General features: G+C 42.9%; 17 protein-coding genes. All 17 read right to left on the minus strand.

All coding sequences use genetic code 11. The annotated features are described in order from the left end of the window. Positions 1-74: 74 nt before the first annotated feature. The 17 genes from F0361_RS02855 to F0361_RS02935 all read right to left on the minus strand — a co-directional run bounded on the left by F0361_RS02855 (position 75) and on the right by F0361_RS02935 (position 21,372). A complete protein-coding gene (locus tag F0361_RS02855; RefSeq protein ID WP_154917143.1) occupies positions 75-1,190 on the minus strand; it encodes an efflux RND transporter periplasmic adaptor subunit in 1,116 nt (371 codons plus the stop codon). Between the two features lie 112 nt (positions 1,191-1,302). Continuing rightward, a complete protein-coding gene (locus F0361_RS02860; RefSeq protein WP_154917144.1) occupies positions 1,303-2,559 on the minus strand; it encodes an ABC transporter permease in 1,257 nt (418 codons plus the stop codon). A 38-nt stretch (positions 2,560-2,597) separates the two neighbouring features. Then, entirely contained in the window at positions 2,598-3,848 is a 1,251-nt protein-coding gene (locus F0361_RS02865; RefSeq protein WP_154917145.1) for an ABC transporter permease, read from the minus strand. Between the two features lie 114 nt (positions 3,849-3,962). Continuing rightward, positions 3,963-4,214 (minus strand): hypothetical protein, encoded by a 252-nt coding sequence (locus F0361_RS02870; protein ID WP_170257972.1) that lies wholly within the window; start codon positions 4,212-4,214, stop codon positions 3,963-3,965. A gap of 18 nt (positions 4,215-4,232) precedes the next feature. Then, on the minus strand, positions 4,233-4,769 hold the full coding sequence (locus tag F0361_RS02875) for a DUF420 domain-containing protein (protein ID WP_154917146.1): 537 nt from the start codon (positions 4,767-4,769) through the stop codon (positions 4,233-4,235). Position 4,770: 1 nt separating this feature from the next. Continuing rightward, a complete protein-coding gene (locus F0361_RS02880; protein ID WP_154917147.1) occupies positions 4,771-5,496 on the minus strand; it encodes an SCO family protein in 726 nt (241 codons plus the stop codon). Then, positions 5,496-6,128, minus strand: coding sequence for a hypothetical protein (locus tag F0361_RS02885; protein WP_154917148.1), 633 nt, complete (start codon positions 6,126-6,128; stop codon positions 5,496-5,498). The genes F0361_RS02880 and F0361_RS02885 overlap by 1 nt, the downstream gene beginning before the upstream one ends. 301 nt (positions 6,129-6,429) lie before the next feature. Further along, positions 6,430-6,813: a cytochrome C oxidase subunit IV family protein gene (locus tag F0361_RS02890; RefSeq protein WP_154917149.1), complete on the minus strand. Its 384-nt coding sequence runs from the start codon at positions 6,811-6,813 to the stop codon at positions 6,430-6,432. 30 nt (positions 6,814-6,843) lie between these two features. Further along, complete coding sequence (locus F0361_RS02895; protein ID WP_138258758.1) at positions 6,844-7,818, minus strand: cytochrome c oxidase subunit 3; 975 nt, start codon at positions 7,816-7,818, stop codon at positions 6,844-6,846. Between the two features lie 99 nt (positions 7,819-7,917). Beyond that, a complete protein-coding gene (locus F0361_RS02900) occupies positions 7,918-8,499 on the minus strand; it encodes a cytochrome c oxidase subunit 3 (protein ID WP_154917150.1) in 582 nt (193 codons plus the stop codon). A gap of 6 nt (positions 8,500-8,505) precedes the next feature. After that, a complete protein-coding gene (gene cyoE / locus F0361_RS02905; RefSeq protein ID WP_154917151.1) occupies positions 8,506-9,405 on the minus strand; it encodes a heme o synthase in 900 nt (299 codons plus the stop codon). Positions 9,406-9,578: 173 nt separating this feature from the next. After that, entirely contained in the window at positions 9,579-10,283 is a 705-nt protein-coding gene (locus F0361_RS02910; protein WP_138258761.1) for an energy transducer TonB, read from the minus strand. A gap of 62 nt (positions 10,284-10,345) precedes the next feature. Next, positions 10,346-10,744, minus strand: a complete 399-nt coding sequence (locus F0361_RS02915) for a VanZ family protein (protein ID WP_154917152.1) — start codon at positions 10,742-10,744, stop codon at positions 10,346-10,348. Then, positions 10,737-11,117 carry a glycine cleavage system protein GcvH gene (gene gcvH / locus F0361_RS02920; RefSeq protein WP_154917153.1) on the minus strand — a complete coding sequence of 127 codons (381 nt, stop codon included), beginning with the start codon at positions 11,115-11,117 and terminating at the stop codon, positions 10,737-10,739. The genes F0361_RS02915 and gcvH overlap by 8 nt, the downstream gene beginning before the upstream one ends. A gap of 88 nt (positions 11,118-11,205) precedes the next feature. After that, positions 11,206-18,423 (minus strand): T9SS outer membrane translocon Sov/SprA, encoded by a 7,218-nt coding sequence (sov, locus tag F0361_RS02925; RefSeq protein ID WP_154917154.1) that lies wholly within the window; start codon positions 18,421-18,423, stop codon positions 11,206-11,208. Between the two features lie 5 nt (positions 18,424-18,428). Then, positions 18,429-19,010: a Holliday junction branch migration protein RuvA gene (gene ruvA, locus F0361_RS02930; protein ID WP_154917155.1), complete on the minus strand. Its 582-nt coding sequence runs from the start codon at positions 19,008-19,010 to the stop codon at positions 18,429-18,431. Between the two features lie 67 nt (positions 19,011-19,077). Beyond that, positions 19,078-21,372, minus strand: coding sequence for an NADP-dependent malic enzyme (locus F0361_RS02935; RefSeq protein ID WP_154917156.1), 2,295 nt, complete (start codon positions 21,370-21,372; stop codon positions 19,078-19,080). Positions 21,373-21,446 lie beyond the last annotated feature (74 nt).

Raw genomic sequence — 21,446 nt, forward strand, 5'->3', positions numbered from 1 at the left:
TCTAGTAAGATCTACTGGTTAGACTTACGTTCGCTGATTTTGTTACAGGAAAAAATAAAATATCTCCCCATTATTTAGTTTTGTGCCAGTTCATCCTTTTCTATTTCGTTCCAGACCTTGATTTTGGCATCCTCGGTGATACCGGACTTCACCTCCACGTAAATACCGTCACTGATCCCCAATTCAATATCCCTTCGTTCAAACTGTTGTTCACCCGTAGCAATTTCTACAAAAGGATTCTTGGTCTTATTATCAAACTGGACCAAGGCCTCCTTGATCGCCAAAACACTATCTGCCCTGGCCAAAATAATAGAGGCGTTTGCGCTTAGACCCGCTCTTATAAAGGTAGTATCCTGCTTGTTCAAGGTGCCTTTAATTTCAAATTGGATGGCCCCGTTCTCCTCCTTGCCTTTTGGTGCTATGTAATCCAAAACAGCATCGAACACTTGGTTTTCAATAGCGCCCACCGTAATTTCCAAGGGAAGGTCTTCTTTAATCTTTCCTACTTCGGATTCATCGACCTTTCCTTCAAAAATCATTTTCTCCACATCGGCAATCGCGGCAATCGTGGTTCCTTCGTTAAAATTGTTGCTCTCAATGACCTGATTCCCTTTCTCAACGGGTACGTCCAACACCATTCCCGTAACGGTAGACCGAATTAAGGTATTTGCCTCGTTCCCATATCCGCTGGCGGTACCCGTTTTGATGATGTCCAGCCGTTTCATGGCCGCATTGTAGGTTTGTTTAGCCTGGTCATGTGCCACCTCCGCACGTTCCAAGTCGGTTTTAGAAACTACGCCTTTTTCGAACAATGTTCGTTGTCTGTCCAGATTTCTTCGCTGATCGTCCAAGTCTATTTTTGCCCTATCGATGGCATCGCGGGCGTCGTTTACCGCACTTAAATTGGGCACTACCTTTATTTTGGCCAACAAATCGCCTGTCTTAACATAATCGCCACCTTCCACATATACTTCCTCGATTACGCCGGAGATATTTGGTTTTATAAGTACTTCTTCCAAAGGAAGTATACTCCCTGTGGCCATCGTTTTCCTAACGATCGTTTGCTTGGAAGGGGTATCCGTTTCATATACCACAGGATCTTCTGAATTCTTTTGATAAAGGTAGTACATGGCACCACCAAACAATACCACGATTAAAGCAAGTATACTAATTGTGACCGATTTCTTCATTTTGATTGGTTTTGTATTATTTATGATTGATGATTACAGGAAAGCCTGATTATTACAAATAGAATAACCGCTAAAATTCCTAAAATCAGTTTTAACTTTTTGTTCATTTTAATTATTCCGTCCTTAATGCTTCTATGGGCCTTACCTTAATGGCACTATTGGCCGGTAAAAAACCCGCCAACAATCCTGATACTACCAAAATCAATAAGGCACTTACCACCACGCCTAAACTAACACTTGGGTTTAAGAACATATCCACAGGGCCCACGGAGTCCAACAAAATATTTATGCCATAAATACTGAGCGCCCCAAAAATAATCCCTATCATTCCTGACATAATGGTCAAAAAGACCGATTCCATCAGTATTTGCAAACGTATGGACCATGGATTCTCCCCTAAAGCGCGTCTAATTCCAATTTCCTTGGTCCGTTCCTTGATGACGATCAACATAATGTTACTGACCCCGATAATTCCCGATATCAATACCAAAATTCCAACGAAATACGCCACAAACCTCAGGGCACCGAACAAACTCTGCACCCGATTGAACTGTTCGTACAGATCAAAAAAACCAATGGCCCGTTCATCTTTGGGATGTACCTTTCGACTTTGTTTTACGGTATTCACGATTTTCTCGGTGAGATTACTGATAGAGCTACCGTCTTTGGCCGTTATGGCCATCCAGCCCACGTTATCCGCACGGTTGAATGCTTGGGAAAAAGTTGTAAATGGCATAAAAATCTGGCGTTCACTGTTCTCGCCTCCCCCGTTGCTCGTTTTTTCCTTGTAGGTGCCAACGACCATAAAATTGATGCCACTGATTTTAAGATAGGTACCCAGCACTTCTTCATCCTCCTCATAAAGTTCATCCCGAATACGATTTCCTATAACCACGACCTTTCTTTTTTCCTTAATGTCATTATGGTTAAAGAAACGCCCGTGGGCAACGTACATGGGATTTTGCTCGATAATTTCTGGGTAATCACCAAAGACCCGATACCTCCCGGTCTCCGTTCCCCGTACTACATTATCTCCTTCCTCTAGACGTATGCTGTTTCGCGGGGATATAATGCGTAGTTCCGGAATGTTTTGACGGAGCAGTTCTACATCGCTCAGTTTAAAATTGAATGTGCGCCCTTCAGGTAGCCCGGCATAGGCCATGGAAGTCGTTTCGGTCCACATGAACATGGTGTTGGTGGCCACTCCGTTGAAGTCCTGCCGTATACCATTCTCCAGTCCTTTCCCGGCCGCCAATAATATAATGAGGATAAAGATACCCCAGCCCACACCAAAAGCCGTAGCAATGGTGCGTACCACATTACTGGACATTACCTCCAGAATTTCGTTCCAACGATCTTTATTGAACATAAATTCCCTGAATATTATTTAATTGATTTCCCATCATCCTAATCATCCCGTAATGCTTCGATTACCTGTACGTTCACCGCCTTCCATGCCGGAAAGAAACCCGCGATTGCCCCGGCAAATATTAATAGGATCACTGTAGATAATGCCACATTAAAGTCCACGGAAGGATTCATAACATAATCCACCTCAATGTTTGGCCCAACAAATTCCAACAAAGCCATGCTAAAAATAAGACCAGTACATCCTGCCACGGCAGTAACAAATATGGCCTCGTGCATGATCATCCCAACAATGGACCAGGGTTTGGCACCCAGTGCCTTCCGAATCCCAATTTCGCGGGTGCGTTCCTTAACCACGATTAACATAATATTGCTTACGCTGACCACACCTGCGATTAATGTCAAAAACCCTACGGCCCAAAAGAAGAGCTCAATGGCCCTTCCCAAGGTATAGAATCGTTTGGCCTCCTGTATGGGATTGTATAGCCGTATGGCGCGTTCATCTTCAGGGGCCACACCGTGGTACAATTTTAGATATTCCAATAACTTGGTCGTAAAGGTATCGTTCATGGCAACGGTCTCTTCAAAAGAATCCATTTCCGGAAGCATAAAATTCAGGTTATTGATCTTATCCGCACCATTAAAGGCTAATTGTGCGGTCGTTACCGGAATAAATATTCGCTCCTCTTCACTTTCATTCCTACCGTACTCCCCGTATACACCCACAATCTTAAAACCGGCACCTGAAATCATGATGTACTCCCCAACAGGCGTTTCCAAATTTGAGAATACCTCTCTTTTAATTTTGTTGCTGATTACCGCAACCTTGGCATTTTCCCGAACATCCTTTTCGTTGATATACCTTCCCTCCGATAAAAATTCGTTCTCGATTACCTGAAGGTCTCCATTGGTACCGGCCACATTGTATACCAGTAGATCATTGTTATAGACTACTTGAACATCGTTTGGAAAATACAAAACGGAAGCTTTTTCAAAATCTTGATCGAAAACTTTTGAGACCGTCTCGTAGTTTTCGTTTCTAAGTTGGATCCGCCGACCGGGATTCAGGCCTTTATACTCCATGGTCGTGCGTTGTGGCCAAACCCAGATACTGGTAGCTGCATCACCCTTAAACTCATTGTCAATGCCATTTTGCATACCTTGACCAAATCCTAATAAAATTACAAGGATGAATATGCCCGAAGCTACGGAAAGTCCCGTTAGAAAGGTACGAAGCTTGTTTTTTCGAATAGTATCGAAAATTTCCTGCCATCGTTCTAAGTCGAACATGTTGATTGGTTTTGATTGATGAACGTAATACAAGTATTACTATGGATAAGACTATAGAATACCTACAATGTTACACATTAGAACCAAAAAAAATGTTAAATCCTTAAAATTGAGTTAAGAACGCATTTTGCGATATACAAAATAGAATACGCCCGCTACAAGCACATAGGGGATTGCCATAAGATACACGATACCGTTATTGATGCCTTCTGCAGCCGTCCCAGATTCCTCGCTTTCCAGTACGGCACGGCACATGGCACATTGGGCCTCCAGTTGTGAAGGGAAAAGTGCCAATCCAATCACCAAAATCACAAAGAGGGCTTTGGTACTGGTTTTTTTTAAATTTATAAGTCTATACGGTTCCATGGAAAGCCTTTTTTGAAATTAGTAAGCATAATAGGGGGATATCATGAGATAAACCACAACACCGCTGACGGCAACATATAACCAAATCGGAAATGTATATTTGGCCAATATTCTATGGTCCTCAAAACGACCCAGATATGCTTTGGCATACGTCCTAAGCACCAATGGAATTAGGGCAATGGATAATATAATATGGGTAATCAATATAAAATAATAAACATAGGAAAGCACACCTTCTCCACCATAGGGTGTTGAATCTGAAGTCATATGATACAGAATATACATGACCAAGAAAATAAGCGACAATCCAATATTGGTCGTCATGAGCTTTTGGTGAAGGGACTGTTTGCCATTTTTTATCGCCCAAACGGCCACAACGAGCAATACTGCCGTAAGTCCGTTTATGGTCGCATAAATGGGTGGCAAAAATGTTAACGGGGCCACATTGGGAATTTTAATCCCAAAAAGCAATGCTACCACAATAGGAATCACCACAGATACAACGGTAATCATCCTATTAAATTTTTTCTCCTTAAGTGCGATATTATTCTCCATGTTACTCCTCCAATAATCGTTTTATGTCCTCCTTCAAAATACTTATCTGTTCCTTTTCTCCTTCGCTATTTTCCCCCATGGCTTCAGTAATTGCACCACGGTAATACACAATAGGGTTTCCAAAGGCATCTTTTCTGGAGCGTATATATCCCTCCTTATCGATTAGTGCGAACAACCCGGAATGTTCAAATCCACCTGGGGCATCGGGCATTTCAGCAGCAAAGATATTGAATCCGCTATTGGCCAAGTCATAAATCGCTTCCTTGTTTCCGGTCATTAAATGCCAATCCATATGGGTAATGCCATACTTTTCGGCATATTCCTTTAATACCTGTGGCGTATCGAAATCTGGGGTGATACTAAACGAGGCTATACCAAAGTTTTCATTTTGCTGAAATTCATTCTGTAATACGACCAAGTTTTTGGTCATAATTGGACAGATACTGGGACATCTTGTGAAAAAGAAGTCGACAACGAATACCTTTCCCAAATAGTCCTTATCGGTTATTACCAAACTATCTTGATTTATAAATTGAAAGGAAGGGACCTTGCGTTTTTCCCCGTTCAATAAAACATACCCTAAAGTTCCCTCGGCCGACGCAGTATTCATGCGGTCGTTTTCCACCACATCACCTGCTTTTAATCTATTCACAATTTTAGGGATAAATATTATCCCGAATATCAGTATGATAAGCGAAACCCAAACGTAGGTATATTTTTTGTTCATTAGTTTTTTCCCTGTAGGTTGTTTTCCTTTCTGGCCATCCTGTATTCCGCCAAGATAATCTTAACATCATCGACCATCTTATTGTTCAAATCAGCAACAGAAGCGGTGTTATACCCATATTTAAAGCCCTCGTCCTCATCATTGTTTCTTCCTCTCAGATGTAACTGCTTGTCCACTATAAACACAAATGGAGAACTAAGATCGCTTTCAAGTTTTTTATCCGTTCCCAAACTTTCGAATAAACGTGTAATGTCTTGATCGTTCAAAAAAGCGAAATTCCACTTATTAGTTTCATCCAAGTTGGACAGCTCCTTTTTTAAATTTGAAACCGCTACTTCGGTTCCTTTAGGGACAACCATTAAAAACTGAAAATCATTGAACTCATGGAAACGTTTATAAATTTTCTGGTTCAAATTGAAGGCATTACCCTTTCTACCCTCAACATTTTTACCTAAAAAGCCCAATACGGAGATTTTTTCCGAAAACATGGGATTTCCACTATTAAGCGGGATTTCCATGATACCCTCCTTAAGTGATGGCAACCTACCAAAATTGGTGACCCCGCTGGCAAAGAACAAATAGGCCACGATGGGTAAAACGAACAACACAACAAGAACAAAAGTCTTTTTCATGCTACCGATATAAACAGATCTTATGTTAGGTGAACCATTGGTTAAACCCAAAATATGCAATAGAAAATCTATTACGGCTTCAAACTACTTCAAACACACGCTGTTTAAGCTGTTTTTTAATTTAACCATAGCGATGCTATGCTAAAATTAAGAAAACACCTCTGTTTATTGTATTTTGAACACTCATGACGATGTCCTAATGCATAATTTGGGTAAAACCCATTTTGAAAACAATACAAAAATAAAAAAGACGGTTGGCAAACCGTCTTTCAATTTTGTTAATTAAATTCTAAGGCAATCGTTAGAAGTTCCATTTTACAAATCCATCCTTGTACACATCGAACACATAATTCCCCTCTACCAATAAAATGAAAGCCAGATAAAGGACCAAAAAAACGGGTGTCCAAACAATGGCTCTTCTCAAAGCACTTTTTTCGTCTCTTAGGTGCATAAAATCCCAAGAGATGTAATAAGCTTTTACCAAGGTCAGGATGATAAAAATCCAGTTTAACAATTTCATACCAAGTACGTAGGTGTCGGTTAAAAACTCAGGTTTGAAAATACCCAAAACAACTTCTACCGCAGTCACAAGAGTAAGAAATGCCAAAACGCCCCAAATTTTCTGGGTATTGGACTTAAACTTCCATAACCCCCTAAAAATCTCTAATTTATGTTCGTGTGCCATAATATCTATCTAAACTTAACCTGAAAATTTTTAAACCAAATAAAAGAAGGTAAATACGAATACCCAAACCAAATCTACAAAGTGCCAATACAGACCAACTTTTTCTACCATTTCATAGTGTCCCCTTCTTTCATAGGTTCCCAAAATGACATTGAAGAAAATGATAAGGTTAATAACTACGCCAGAGAATACGTGAAAGCCATGAAAGCCCGTAATGAAGAAAAAGAAATCGGCAAAGAGACGGCTACCGTATTCGTTGTGAATCAAATTGGCACCTTCTACAACTTGGGAGGCATCGGCCAATTTTGAAAGGGATTCCTGTCGGCTTAAAACAACTTTCTCACCTTCTTCATTAATTGTTTCCGTTTTAATCGCCAAACCGGGATTCGCCTTAAATCCTTCAATTACTTCATTTACCGTGAAACTTGGCATAGTCCCTTCTCCATAGAACCAAATACCATTACTTTCCTCATGGGCGACACGCTCGCTTGCAATACTTTTGGCGAAATCGGCCAAAGCAACCCTTTTTCCCGTTTCGGCGTCCACAAACTGTAAAATTCGGCCACCCTTGGTCTCAATAGCACCATAATCCCCTTTTATAAAGGTCGCCCATTCCCAAGCTTGTGAACCTACGAATATGGCACCTCCAATAATCGTTGCGAACATATACCATATAACCGCATTTTTCTTCATTCTATGACCTGCATCCACGGCCAAAACCATGGTTACGGAAGACATGATCAAAATAAAGGTCATGAAGGCAACATAAATCATTGGGTAATTACCATGGAAAAAAGGAACGTGCGTAAATACTTCGTCCGCAATGGGCCAGGTTTCCATAAACTTAAAGCGGGAAAAACCATATGCCGCCAAAAAACCAGAAAAAGTAAGCGCATCCGAAACCAGAAAGAACCACATCATCAACTTCCCGTAGCTAGCGCCCAAAGGCCTATTGCCACCTCCCCACACGCTTTCTTTAATTTCCGTAGTAACTGTCGTATCCATAGATTTATAAATCGTTTTAATAAAACATTGGCAAATTTACATTTTTTTCAGCTATATAAAAGCTTGAATCAGATTCAAAACCAATTTTGTTTCAAAATATTATTTTACGAAGATCATAAACAACAAAAGGTAAATCCATAGCAGGTCCAAAAAGTGCCAAAAAGTGGCACCCAAGGTAATTCCCAAATATTCATCTTTTGAATATTTCCCTTTGTATTGATTGTACAAAACCACCAAAAGGGAAATAAGGCCCGCCACTACATGGACAATATGCACCATGGCTATTAGAAACACATAGGACATCTTAATGTTACTTGTGGGCCCCGTAAAATAATAGCCCTCAGCCACCATCTGGGAAAACCCATAGAACTGCATAATTATAAAAGCGATACCTAAGGCCAACGTTGCCAATAGCCAGGTGGTGCCCCTTTTACCATTACCTTGCTTTACCGCATTTTTTGCAAATATATAGGTGACACTACTGGCGATGATTATGGACGTACTTACATAAAAAGCCGAAGGAAGATGAAGGCTGCTCACCCAATCTTCTCGGGAGCTACTAACAATATACGCACTGGTCCATCCAGCAAAACCCATCAACAGGCTCACCATCCCGAACCAAAGAATCATCTTTTTGGAACGGTCCCTTTTTTCCTTTTCAGTACCCGTGGTCAAATCCATATCAGACTAAATAAATTTATCGATTACATATATTATTTGCATTAGTGTAATATAGCTTACACTTGCCAACATTAGTTTTCTAGCGGTTGCCGTATCCCTTTTGATATACAGCCTAAACGCAAAAAACAACATTACCCCGCCCATAAGAAATATGAGTATTGCAGCCGGAATAGAAAGGGACAGTCTTCCTGTAATCCCAAATACGGGGATTACGGATATGACCATCATCCATACGGTATACATGATAATCTGTAATGCCGTACCCGCATCCTTTTTACCTGTAGGCAACATTTTAAAACCCCCTTTTTTGTAATCATCGTGCAACATCCAGCCTAAGGCCCAAAAATGGGGAAATTGCCAAAAAAACTGAATCATGAACAAGGTTCCCGGCTCGATTCCAAATTCGTTCGTAGCGGCGACCCAACCCAACATAAATGGAATGGCGCCCGGAAAGGCTCCTACAAAAACAGCCAAAGGCGTTTTGGTCTTTAGAGGGGTATATACACTTGTGTACAGGAAAATGGAAATAGCCCCAAACATGGCCGTTTTAGGATTGAGAAGGTATAGAGTTACGATTCCCAACAGGGTAAGTGTAACGGCAATGGTCATCGCCATAGAAACCGACACTCTTCCCGCTGGTATGGGCCTGTTCCTAGTCCGTTTCATCAAGGCATCCAAATCCCTTTCAATGACCTGATTAAATGCATTGCTCGCCCCTACCATGCAATATCCTCCAAAGGCCAATAAGAAAATAGCGCTAATACTTACTTCGTAGGCACCTAAAAAATAACCGGCAATAGAGGAAAACACTACACTAACCGCCAGTCTTACTTTGGTAATCTCCTTAAAGTCAGCAAAAATCACTGCCAGTGTGTTGTCTTTTGCCATACGGACCGCGGTCTTCATCCTTACACAAAAATTGGAATGCAAAGATACTCTGACAATCATTGTCCTGCAAACCCTGATATGGATTTTAAGTAAAACTTAGAATTGTATCAAATACTGATTGAAAAATCTAAAGCTATTCCAAAAAAAAAGTCCGAACTTCGTTCGGACCTAAAAATGATTTTTATACTTCGTTATTGCAACTTAAAGTTAATTGGAATACTAAAAGGTACACGAACCGCTCTACCTCGCTGCTTACCGGGAGTCATTTTAGGTAATTTACCTATGATTCTAGCAGCCTCTGCCTCCAAATTTTTGTCCGGCCCACGCATTCTAATATTACCAATACTTCCATCCTTTTGGATTGTAAACATTACGCTTACCCTACCTTGTATACCCATTTCCTGGGCAATTTCTGGATAGCGGAAGTTTTTACTGATGTGTTTTTGGATCATTGAGTTGAAACAGGCCCTTTTGTCACTCTCGTTTTCGCAACCTGGGAAAATAGGCACATCCTCAATTACGGCGAAAGGAACGTCCACATCTTCCACTTCTTCCTCAACCACTACATCCTCCACTTCAATGATTTCCTCTTCTTGACTTGTTTCAGTAGACTCGATAACGGTTTCCTCAACTTCTTCCTCATCTTCCACGACTTCAATGATTTCAGGAGCGGCTGGTGGCGGTGGCGGTGGCGGTGTCTTGATCTGCTCCGTCATGGGAACTTCCTCATCCAACAAATCATCCACATTCATGGAGATGTCATAATTATTTACTTCGTCGTACGTTTTCCATTCAAATGCTACATAAGTAAGTAACATAACAGCGAAAAGACCTATAACAAAGTATAAGCTGCTGTTTTTAGTCAAATCCGCCTTTGGATTCTTTTTAGGTTCCATATCTCATCATTTTAGTGTTTGCTAATTTAATTAATTAATCCTTAAAGATGCAATTAAAATTTTCATTTTAACGACCCACCTTTATAAATAAGGCGTTTTACAAGCATCAATCCTACAATCGCCCCCATGGAATTGGCCAAAGCATCCATGATATCTCCTTCTCTGTTTACGGTAAAGGTATACTGTAATACTTCAATAATCATGCCGTAGATAATAGTAAAAGTAAGCACTCCCCACAGTACGGTTCTTAATTTCAACCTTGGTAAAAAATAGTCCTTTATCGCAAAAAATGCGGTCAGGAACATGACCAAATAAAATACAATATGGACTAGCTTATCAAAATGGGGAATCCTAAGGGCGAAAGATCCCATTTTCATGCCTTCAAAAGAAAATAAGCTGGAAAAAGTGACGAACACCATCCAGCTTATAAAAAGTACTTTATAGAAGAGCTTCTTAAGCACCAATCACTTCCTTATACTCCGTATCACTTAAAAGTGTCTCTATTTCTGAGCTATCTGAAAATTTAATCTTCACCATCCAACCCGCTCCGTAGGGGTCTTTGTTTACGACTTCGGGTTCATCTTCCAACGCTGTATTGAATTCAATGATTTCTCCGGACAAGGGAGAAAAAAGATCAGATACAGTTTTTACTGCCTCAACGGTTCCAAAAATAGCTTCTTTATCCAAAGTCTCATCCAAGGTATCCACTTCTACATAAACAATGTCCCCCAATTCTCCCTGGGCAAAATCCGTGATGCCTACCGTAGCAACATCACCTTCGATTCTAACCCATTCGTGGTCCTTGGTATACTTTAATTCTGCGGGTATATTCATAATCCTAATTTTTGATAGGGCACAAATGTAAATGATTCCCTAAAGGAATTCAAAAAAATAATTTCAGTTACTAAATATCTCGATTTGACTAGTTGCCAAAGTTATACCGCAATGTAAACCCGGCATTCACAGTAGTCTGCGGGAAGGCCGTAGAAACGGCAAATTGTGAGAAGTTGTGATCGTAAAAGAACAAAACGTTCAATTGTTTGCTTAACGCGTAATCCGCCCCAAATTTAATGGACAATAAATTTTGACCCGAAGTAATCTGGTTGTTGTCAATATCCAAATTCCGAATAATCGTAATATTGTCCCTAAGGCTAACATCTGCCTTTAAGTTCAAATCACCTTTTAGACGGGTCTTGTTCCCTCCTATGTTGGTCACAAATTGCACATCCTTAATCCTATAGCCCAAACCTACGGTGTATTCCTGACCGTTTATTTCCGTCATCAGGTTGTTATCAAAACTCAAGGAGAGCGTACGGTCCGTACGGACTTCCGCCAATACACTAACGGAATTCTGCATTTCAAAATCCAGTCGCACCAAGGGATTGAACTGATCGGTGAGAACCACATTGTTCAGAATCAAATCTGGAAGCACATCCTGATTTTCAGTGTCGATTGCGGGAATACCATCATTTATCAATTGCTCCTTCTCCAAATTGGTCTGGAAGGAATTGATACTGTACGAGGCCCTATACCCATGCTGGATGGAAAAACGCTTGAACTTTTTCTTGAACCACTTGTTCTGCATGAGTCCCGTATACTTAATGTTCCAATTGGGAATGGGAATCTGCCTAAAAACATCCAGGTTAACCCTGTTCACATCCTGACCTGTATAGGCCGCAAAGAAGGCCGGCAACAATACATCCTGCTGGGTCTTTCCGTACCGCTGTGGGAATCCATCCTCGTCCAGAGTGCCAGGATTCTCACCCCGATCCGATACCAACCGATTCGCAATGGTAAGCCTGTTTTCCTTGAACTGTTCAAATGTGGCCGAATCAAACTCATCACTCTTGCCAAAGGCTGTGCCTATCATCATGGTAGAAATACTAAAACTGCCCAATTGGTTCTGGAGTCCGGTCCTATTGTCCAACAAGGCTTCCAAATCATAATTCTCCTGTATGCTACTGGAGTACTGCCTATCGGCTACCAAATCGATGGTGATATCCCTAGTGGGCTGGGCCGTGGCCGTAATGTTCAATTGCTTGTTGGTCCTGCGGATGAATTGATCATTAAAATCCGAGAAAGCGGTCAACCAACCATTTCTGGCGGCCTCGAAACGTACATCTGACTGGCTACCCAAAACAAAACCGAGCGTAGGTCTGGTAGTCCCTATAAACCCAATAGACTGGGTATAACCGGGAAGCACGGTTCCATTGTTCTCGTTGTAGTTGATGTTCAAACGTTTTACCATCGTAACTACATCCACCACCGTATTGAACAAGCCACTCGTTTTTGGCTTTACCTTTTCCTCTACCTTTTCTGCTTGGTCCAGGATACCTGGACGGGGAGGTGCACCTCTTTGGGCCGTTGGGGCCTCCCTCTTCTTCAGGCCGATGAGATCGTAGAACTTCTGCATGGTCAAGGAAGCGGTCAACGCGTGGGTGTTGGCATTCTGAACCGTATTGATACGGGCATTGGGATCATTTAATGCTTCCTGTGCTACCTCAGCAAGGGCGTCCCCGCCACGTTGCCAATCAAAATTACTGGTGTAGCTGTACTGCGCATTGATAAAGTCCAAAGCCGGTATTTTGGCAAAGGGCACTTCATAGTTCAACTGTATCTGCTGCGAATGTCTATTTGGCTCGCCCAAATCAAAAAAGCCGTCCCATAGTTCAAGGGTCTTGTCTATTTCAGACCGTGGATTCCCATCTTCTTCAAAATAGTTACGGACGATGTTATTGTTCGATGCCGTCATATTGAAACGCAGGGACTTGGTCAGGTTGTAATTGACCGCGTACTGCCAATTGAAAAGGTAGTTCCGTTGTTGTAACTCTGGTAATGGTAATCTATCTACGCCTTCTTCCCGTACGTCCCTAAATCGCTGGGCGTTGAACTGTCTATTGATATTGGAATTCACAGAAAAACTTGCCGGTAGCAGGTTCAAGTTCAAATCCTTTAACCATTTCCAGTACTTGCCCGTAAACAGGGAATCCTTTTTGGCAAAGGGAGCTACCTCCACCGGGTCGAAACTATGGTTATAGACAAAACCGGCATTAACGGATTGATCCCGAAGTTCCGCAATTTCAAAATCCCGATGCTCCGTTTCGTTGTAGGAGTAATTAAAGGTAAAGTTCTCAACATCGTAGAAATTGGCATCGGCCTCTTCACCTCGATCTTTTCGAACCCCTATAAAATTGATGCTGGTCCGCTTGGTATAGTCCTCGGCCTGCTCACGTATTTCATCCGCCGTTTGCTGGTCCGGTGCGGCATCGATTAAATCGTTCAACTTTAAGTCATCATAGACCGGGTCGAATTCCGGAGTAATCAACTGCTCCGATATTCCATAATTAAAGGGTAATTGTATGCCCCATTTCTTGGGCAATAATTGGCCCACGTTTACATTGGTCACCACATCATAACTTGTGGCGTCCTCCCGGGCCCTTTCGTTCGGCATTTGGTCAATGGACCCAAACCCGGAGGTACTTTTACTGCCCGTTGCCGTAACGTTCGCAAAATCTGCCATGTTCGCATCTACAGCGGCTATAGCGGCCCAACCACCATTGTTGTCCAATCCGGCCAAACGAAGTTCGTTGAACCAAACTTCTCCCCTTGCCGGTAAAATATCCTGGTTTTTGATACCTACCATCATACTACGGATACTACCCAAGGACGGATTTCCCTTAATTCCGATACGCAAGCTACCCGGTGCCCTGTCATCAAACTCGTTTACGGGAACGACTTCCCCGTTTTCCACCTCAAAATAGCGCACCTCGCTCAAATCGCCCCCTTGTATCCAAACCGACTTCACCTTGTTCAAATCGCTCAAGGCAATATTCATTTCGTTGACATCGGGCCATATTTCACTCTCCGAAGCCGCTGTAAACGGAGTAAACTGCAACGGTAGTTCTATTTGGTAATAATTTTGGGTAAAGTCCGTACCAATACGTAAGAAACCTACTAGAGGTGTGGAACTGTCCGCATAATCGCTATCCACGATCTTCTCCGCGTGCATGAACATTTTAATCTTTTGATACTGACGGATGTCGACGTTCAAATTTTTGAACACTCCCCTGGAATCTCGAGGTTCCAATCCTTCCACGACCAACGATAAAGACTGCTCGTTCTGCCTGATGATGGTATTGTTATTGTTCAACTGTTCCCTTGCGACCCCTGGTGGGAGTACGTACGGGATCGGAATCCTTCCACTGTTTTCCTCTATATTTACGGTGTTCACCTCCAAGGTGGTCCCATCGTCCGCGGGATTATCATCGACCAGCGGATCTTGCAATGTCTTTAAGTATGTTCTCCAATCCCCACGTACCAAATCCAGCGTCGCAAACCGAAGTACGGTTGGTCCCGTGAATCCTGTCATATACATACGCATGAAACTGATCGACCTGAAATCCGTTATACCGCCTACGGCATCGGTAAAATCGGTCAGCGGTATTTTATACTGGATCCATCTTCTGTTCAATTGTGTTCCGTTGGGAAGTTCAGGGGTAATGCCTTCTTTGATATCGGTTACATATTTATCATCGATGGTCGTTCCCGGTTTGATTTGTATACGGTATTCATAATAACTATTAACCGTATTCATGGTCAAATCCCGGTCCACATCCTCTACATCGGGCAATGTGGTAGACCCCCTATTGGTATTGGTGACTTGCACGGGCGAGTTTCCATCGGGGTTATTAAAATCCAGATACCGCTCCAAAATACCGCCCTCCCGGTTCAAATAGTACTGATAGTTGTCCAAGGCCGGATCCGGTCCTGGATTGGCATCGTAAATGGCGGCTTCGGCTTCATCGTTCAACCCATCAAATCCCAAATCCTGTAAGGTCCTGTTTGTTTCGCTCGCATCAAAGGCATACACCAAGGATTGGGTTGCGGGCACCTCGCCCCAACTAGTAGGAGCTACAAAATCATTACTTTCCACACCGGGCAATCCATTTTCATATTGTTTTTTGCCGTCCCGTAAAATGTCTTCGGATATATTTCCCAAGTTCAACACCAACTCCCCGGGACTTGTTGCCTCCCCGTCCACATACGGGTCCAACACCCAGAACTGCACGAATTCCACATTGGCCTGTTCAAAGTTGGTACTGCTCAAGGAACGCATAATACCCCCCCATTTTTGATCTGCTTGGGTACCCTGAAAGTCCGGATTGTTATTATACGGGCCTTTTTGATTAGGATAATAGGCCATATCCAAAGTTCCCTGAACCGTAGTCTGTCCTTGGGCTATGTCTATTTGAGGAAAAACCTCATCTATGAATACCCTACGCGTAGGATTGGTAGAAATATCGTTATCCGTAATGGCGGAAGGTCTTTGGTTCGTATAAAAAATAGGGTCGATGGTATACCAAGCCATTTTAGCTCGGCCGTAGCCGTTTTCAAGGTTTGCCGGATCTTCCGGTGAAGTTCCTATCAACTGCCCGCCGGGCACAAATTCCAAAGGGGTACTGGCCAAGGTCCACCCCAAGGAACCCCGGATATCGATCAAGGCTTGGGCCCCTTCAAAATCATCAAGGTAGGTGGTGGTTTCCCCTTGGAAATCCGCATTCTTGGGCGAATTGGGCTTTAACCATGCCACTTCTGCCCTAACCGATACATTGGAAGGTACATCAGTATCGATGTTGGGTAATTTGTTCGCCATTCTGGTCAACCAAGGTACTTCGGTCGAAAAATTACCATTAAGCCCAAAAATGGTATTGTTTACAGGTTCTATTCCAAAATTCGACTTTTGGGTCAGGGGACGTTCATTCAAATTCAATAATGTTCCACCCAGTACAAAGTTTTTGTTGAACTGATGTTCCAAATTGACCCCTGTGAAACGTCTTGTCTGCTGGCCAAATACCGCATTGTTCTCTACCGATATATTGATGGGCACATTGGAAGCTTCCAGACTTGGATCTAAGATCTGCACGGTTCCCGCCTGATAGTTCACCGTATAATCGATTCCTTCCTGTAATTGTCTGCCACCGGCTGTAACAGTTACGGAACCTCGGGGCACGTTGAAGGCACCAATGGGAATACCGTTGTTCCCCTCGGATTTGTATCTACCCTTTAACAGGAACTTGTTTTTTTCTGGATCCTGAAGCGCTGCCGCCTTGGTGGATTCGTACATATCCCTGAAGACATATTTCTCCTGATTGTCATTATAGGAAGCAGCATTTTCGTAATCTCCCGTACCGCTGTCCAAGGTTTCGAACAGGTACTCCCCAAAAGGTTCCACCTTGGTAAAAATGATTCGGCCTCCTTGAATATCCACCGTTAGACCTGGATAGAAATCAAAAAATCCGTCCCCGCCAGGCTGTACGTCATTATAGACATTCAATCTGTCCAAATTGAACACGTCCAAAAGGATGCGGTCTTCCAGACCTTCCGGCCAACCAGACCCTGGCCCTTGTACCACTGGAGTAATATAGTTCCTTGGTGTAGGATCGGAATACAGTATATTCATCTTAAAATCATCCTCGCTCAACCGAAATGCGCCCGTGGCGTAAATATTCTTCATCATCAAATCCCAAATAGGATCGCTGACATTGGTAATATTACTTTTCAAAAGTTTTAACACCAAGGTATTGTTCTCAATTATGGGCGTAGCCCCACCTGAAATGGTGGTCGCATCCACACCTCCGTTAGCAAATTCACCTACCTGATAAACGTTACCGTCAAAGGTGTATTGATAGGCGACTGCCAACACCTCATCGTTGCTCAACCGTTGATTCAAGGAAATGTAACCCAATTGGGTGTTGAAATCATAATCCCGTCCCTGCTCCAGTTTGCGGGCATTTTCCAAAATAGCGTAATCAAACCCTTGATTGGTCTGATAGCCCGCCACAACCGAATTAAATCCTTGCTCGACCGTGGCTATTTCCCGAATATTGTCGTTCAACGCGCCTCCACCTGTTGTGATCAATGTAGGGTCATAGGCATTTGCCCCATTTCTAGGTAGACCGTTCAAAGAGGATGAAAAAAATCCGCTGGATGCGTCCCCAGCAATCAATCCTATTCTAGTCTTTTCCTCATCGGTTGTGCCAGAAAGTGGGTCTCCAAACCTAGTTTCCCCCAAATCCTGCAACGCTACCACATTACGTACGTTCAATGTTTGCTGACTCCTGTTGGTGACCCAAACTTCCAAACGGGTAATCTGTATCTTGCTCTGGATAAAGGGATACTTTTCCAAAGCCCTGTCATAGTTATCCCGAAAGTACTGCGCCAAGAAGAAGTGCCTGTCCTCATCATAATCCAAAGCGGTTAAGGAAAACTCATTGATGGTACCACCGCCCTGGGCCACTACCGTATTGTTCTGGGAGCGCTGTTCTGAAAAAACCGCGGTGACCGTTGTTTTACCAAACTGTAATTGCGTCTTTACCCCAAAAAGACTTTGTGCCCCTTGTATCAAGGAGCTGTTCAAAGGCATGTTGACGTTACCTACTTCTATTTTTCTTAAGATATCATCCTCGGTTGGGGTATAGTCCAACTTTACGATATTCTGGAAATCGAAAGTTGCCTCTGTATCATAATTGGCATTTACCTGTAAACGCTCCCCAATCTTGCCTAACATACTTAGACTGATGCGCTGATCAAAATCAAAGGACAGGTTTGTCCTATTACGAGGCGATAGGGAGGGGTTATCATTTTTTTGCCAGATGACACCCAAATCCATGGCAACGGAACCTTGCGGGATTACCTCAATCGTATTCCCGCCAAAAACCGATTGAAAAAAATCATTGTTGATGTAAAAGTTGGGCAAAAGATTTCTTCGGGCTTCCTCGCTTCCGGCCTTCTTACCGGAATACGCATCGGATTTTTCCTTGAAATAACTTTTGATTCCTTGTTTCCGGACAAGTTCATAGTATTCATCAGGGGTAAGGATTATAGGGTAGCCAATATTGAAATCGCCGATACTTTCATTGTAGATATATCGGTCCAAATTTGGATCATAAATATATTTGGAAACGATACTGTCTGGATTCTCCAATACGATCCTTCCCAGATCGTAGCCTGTCTTTACCGAATCCAATTCCTGTTCATCCGTTTCCTGGGCCATGGAACGTTCCACAAAGCCAATGAATAGAATGAATAGGAAAATACCCTTAAAAGAATTTTTAAGTTGTTTAAATGCCCCTTGTTTCAAACTTGCTATAAATTTTTCAGCGCCAGTTTTATAATGTTCTCTACGCTTAAAGAGGGGTCTTGGGAAATAACCTTATCTACTACCTTTTCAGCCTGTCTTCTAGCAAAACCCAGAACCTCTAAAGCAGATAACGCTTCATCCTTATTTGTATTGTTTGGAGTTAAGGAAACTTCATCTATATCGTAGACTTTTAAAATCTTGTCGCGCAGGTCCAGAATGACACGTTGCGCAGTCTTGGCACCGATGCCCTTTATGGCCTGGATAGCCGGCACGTTTCCATTGGCAATTGCATCCCTTATTTCGGCGGGTGACATGGAGGACAACATCGTTCTGGCCGTACTTGAACCTATCCCAGAAACGGATAACAACAACCTGAAAATCTCCCTTTCCGATTTTTCCGAAAAACCGAAAAGGGTATGGGAATCCTCTTTGACCTGAAGATGGGTATAAATATTCACCAATTCGGCATCCGGCAATTTAGAAAAAGTATGCAAGGATATGTTTACGAAATAGCCCACCCCGTTGCATTCAACAATTATATGGGTAGGGTTCTTTTCTATTAATTTCCCCTTTAAATGGTGAATCATTTATTTTGGTTGTTGGTTGTTATCCGCTGAAAATTATATCCTCAGAGACCAAGTAATTATTAAACCTTTATTTTGTTATTTTAGCCTGTTTTCTTTTTTCCCTCTCTTGGGCATCAATGACCGCAACGGCCGTCATGTTCACTATTTCCTCAACACTTGCACCTAATTGCATTATGTGTACAGATTTTCGTAATCCCACCATAATGGGGCCGATGGAATCTGCCTTGTTCAATTCCTTCAGCATCTTATAGGTTATATTGGCCGATTCAAGATTTGGAAAGACCAAGGTATTTACCTTTCTGCCCGCCAGTTTGGAGAAAGGGAACTTACTTTCATGAAGCTCCTTGTTCAATGCGAAATCCATTTGTATTTCACCATCGACCACCAAATCTTGGTTATTTTCATGAAGGATTCGTACCGCCTCACGCACCTTTATGGCGTTTTGATGTGGCGAAGAACCAAAGTTAGCATAGCTCAATAGTGCGATTACGGGATCAAACCCAAAGGTAGTGGCCACATTGGCGGTCATTTGCGTAATATCGGCTATCTCTTCTGCATTTGGGTCTATATTTATTGAAGTATCCGCCAAAAAAAGCGGTCCTCTTTCCGTAATCATAATGTTTACTGTGGCAACCCTCTTAACACCAGTCGCCCTACCAATTACCTCCAAAATAGGTTTCACTACGGTAGGATAGGCCCTGGAATATCCTGAAATCATACCATCCGCATCCCCTTCCAGTACCATCATGGCCCCAAAATAGTTGCGCTCCCGCATTTTTATTTTGGCGCTATACAAGGTAGTGCCTTTCCTTTTTCTACTTTCCCAGTACTTTGTGGCATATCTGATATGCCGCTCGTCAAATTCGTCGGATAAAGGATCTACAATTGGAATATCGGCATCAAATTCCAGTTCCTTCTTCAACTCCAAAATAATATCCTTTCTACCAAGTAGAATTGGTTCCGCGATACCTTCTTCATATACGATCTGTGCCGCTTTCAGGACATCCAAATGATCCGCTTCGGCAAAAACGATTTTTTTGGGATTTGATCGTGCCCTGCTGTGCAACAAACGAACCACTTTGTTATCGTTTCCTGAGCGGAGCATTAATTCCTCCTTGTACTTGTCCCAATCCTCAATGGGAGCCCTGGACACACCACTATCCATAGCGGCCTTGGCCACGGCCGGCGGAATCTCGTGGATCAATCGTTGATCAAAAGGTTTTGGGATTATGTAGTCCCTCCCGAAGGTGAGTCGGGTTTCCCCATAGGCGATATTCACCTGTTCCGGTACGGGCTGTTTCGTGAGTCGGGCCAAGGCCTTTACGGCCGCCATCTTCATTTCCTCATTGATCCCAGTTGCCCGCACATCCAAAGCGCCCCTAAAAATAAACGGGAATCCCAGTACATTGTTCACCTGATTGGGGTGATCGGAACGGCCCGTGGCCATGATGATATCCTTTCGGGTCTTTATGGCCAGGTCATAGTTGATTTCCGGATTAGGATTGGCCATGGCAAATACAATGGGGTTGTCCGCCATGGAAAGTAGCATTTCCGGAGTTACAATATCTGCTATGGAAAGCCCGATAAATACATCGGCCCCAACCATCGCTTCCTCTAAAGTGTCTATTTTTCTATCCGTAGCGAATTCCTTCTTGGCTTCCGAAAGGTTTTCGGCATCCTTTCTAATAACCCCCTTGCTATCCAACATAACTATGTTCTCCGCCCTTGCCCCAAAGGCCTTGTAAAGCTTTGTACAGGATACGGCGGCCGCCCCTGCCCCACTGACAACGATGGTTACGTCTTCAATTTTTTTCTTTGCAAGTTCGAGGGCGTTCAGGAAAGCGGCCGCGGAAATTATGGCCGTGCCGTGCTGGTCATCGTGCATTACGGGGATATCGAGTTCCTCCTTTAACCTTCTCTCGATTTCAAAGGCTTCGGGAGCCTTAATATCTTCAAGGTTTATTCCCCCAAAAGTTGGGGCAATCATTTTTACGGTTTCGATGAACTTATCCACATCCTCCGTATCCACCTCGATATCGATTCCGTCTATATCGGCAAAAATCTTAAAGAGTAGTCCTTTACCTTCCATTACGGGCTTGGAGGCTTCCGGCCCTATATTGCCCAATCCCAAAACAGCGGTGCCGTTGGAAATAATGGCCACCAAATTTCCTTTTGAAGTGTATTTATAGACGTTCTCTTTGTTTTTAGCAATTTCGAGACAAGGCTCCGCTACTCCAGGGGAGTAGGCCAATGCAAGATCGCGCTGCGTACTATAGGGTTTTGTGGGTACTATTTTAATCTTACCGGGCTGTGGTTTGGCGTGATAGACCAATGCCTCCCTTCGTTGCTTTTCCTTGCTCATTTTCTGGGAATTTAAATAACAAATGTAAAGGTATTACAGAAAACCTGATGAAAAAGAGGCCTTTTTATCGAAAG

Origin of the sequence: Maribacter flavus, from assembly GCF_008386635.1 — a bacterium.
GTDB classification, from domain to species: domain Bacteria; phylum Bacteroidota; class Bacteroidia; order Flavobacteriales; family Flavobacteriaceae; genus Maribacter; species Maribacter flavus.

Coding starts and splice junctions, on each gene's coding strand:
- F0361_RS02855 (WP_154917143.1), bottom strand. CDS start 1,190: ATGAAGAAATCGGTCACAATTAGTATACTTGCTTTAATCGTGGTATTG.
- F0361_RS02860 (WP_154917144.1), bottom strand. CDS start 2,559: ATGTTCAATAAAGATCGTTGGAACGAAATTCTGGAGGTAATGTCCAGT.
- F0361_RS02865 (WP_154917145.1), bottom strand. CDS start 3,848: ATGTTCGACTTAGAACGATGGCAGGAAATTTTCGATACTATTCGAAAA.
- F0361_RS02870 (WP_170257972.1), bottom strand. CDS start 4,214: ATGGAACCGTATAGACTTATAAATTTAAAAAAAACCAGTACCAAAGCC.
- F0361_RS02875 (WP_154917146.1), bottom strand. CDS start 4,769: ATGGAGAATAATATCGCACTTAAGGAGAAAAAATTTAATAGGATGATT.
- F0361_RS02880 (WP_154917147.1), bottom strand. CDS start 5,496: ATGAACAAAAAATATACCTACGTTTGGGTTTCGCTTATCATACTGATA.
- F0361_RS02885 (WP_154917148.1), bottom strand. CDS start 6,128: ATGAAAAAGACTTTTGTTCTTGTTGTGTTGTTCGTTTTACCCATCGTG.
- F0361_RS02890 (WP_154917149.1), bottom strand. CDS start 6,813: ATGGCACACGAACATAAATTAGAGATTTTTAGGGGGTTATGGAAGTTT.
- F0361_RS02895 (WP_138258758.1), bottom strand. CDS start 7,818: ATGGATACGACAGTTACTACGGAAATTAAAGAAAGCGTGTGGGGAGGT.
- F0361_RS02900 (WP_154917150.1), bottom strand. CDS start 8,499: ATGGATTTGACCACGGGTACTGAAAAGGAAAAAAGGGACCGTTCCAAA.
- cyoE (WP_154917151.1), bottom strand. CDS start 9,405: ATGAAGACCGCGGTCCGTATGGCAAAAGACAACACACTGGCAGTGATT.
- F0361_RS02910 (WP_138258761.1), bottom strand. CDS start 10,283: ATGGAACCTAAAAAGAATCCAAAGGCGGATTTGACTAAAAACAGCAGC.
- gcvH (WP_154917153.1), bottom strand. CDS start 11,117: ATGAATATACCCGCAGAATTAAAGTATACCAAGGACCACGAATGGGTT.
- ruvA (WP_154917155.1), bottom strand. CDS start 19,010: ATGATTCACCATTTAAAGGGGAAATTAATAGAAAAGAACCCTACCCAT.
- F0361_RS02935 (WP_154917156.1), bottom strand. CDS start 21,372: ATGAGCAAGGAAAAGCAACGAAGGGAGGCATTGGTCTATCACGCCAAA.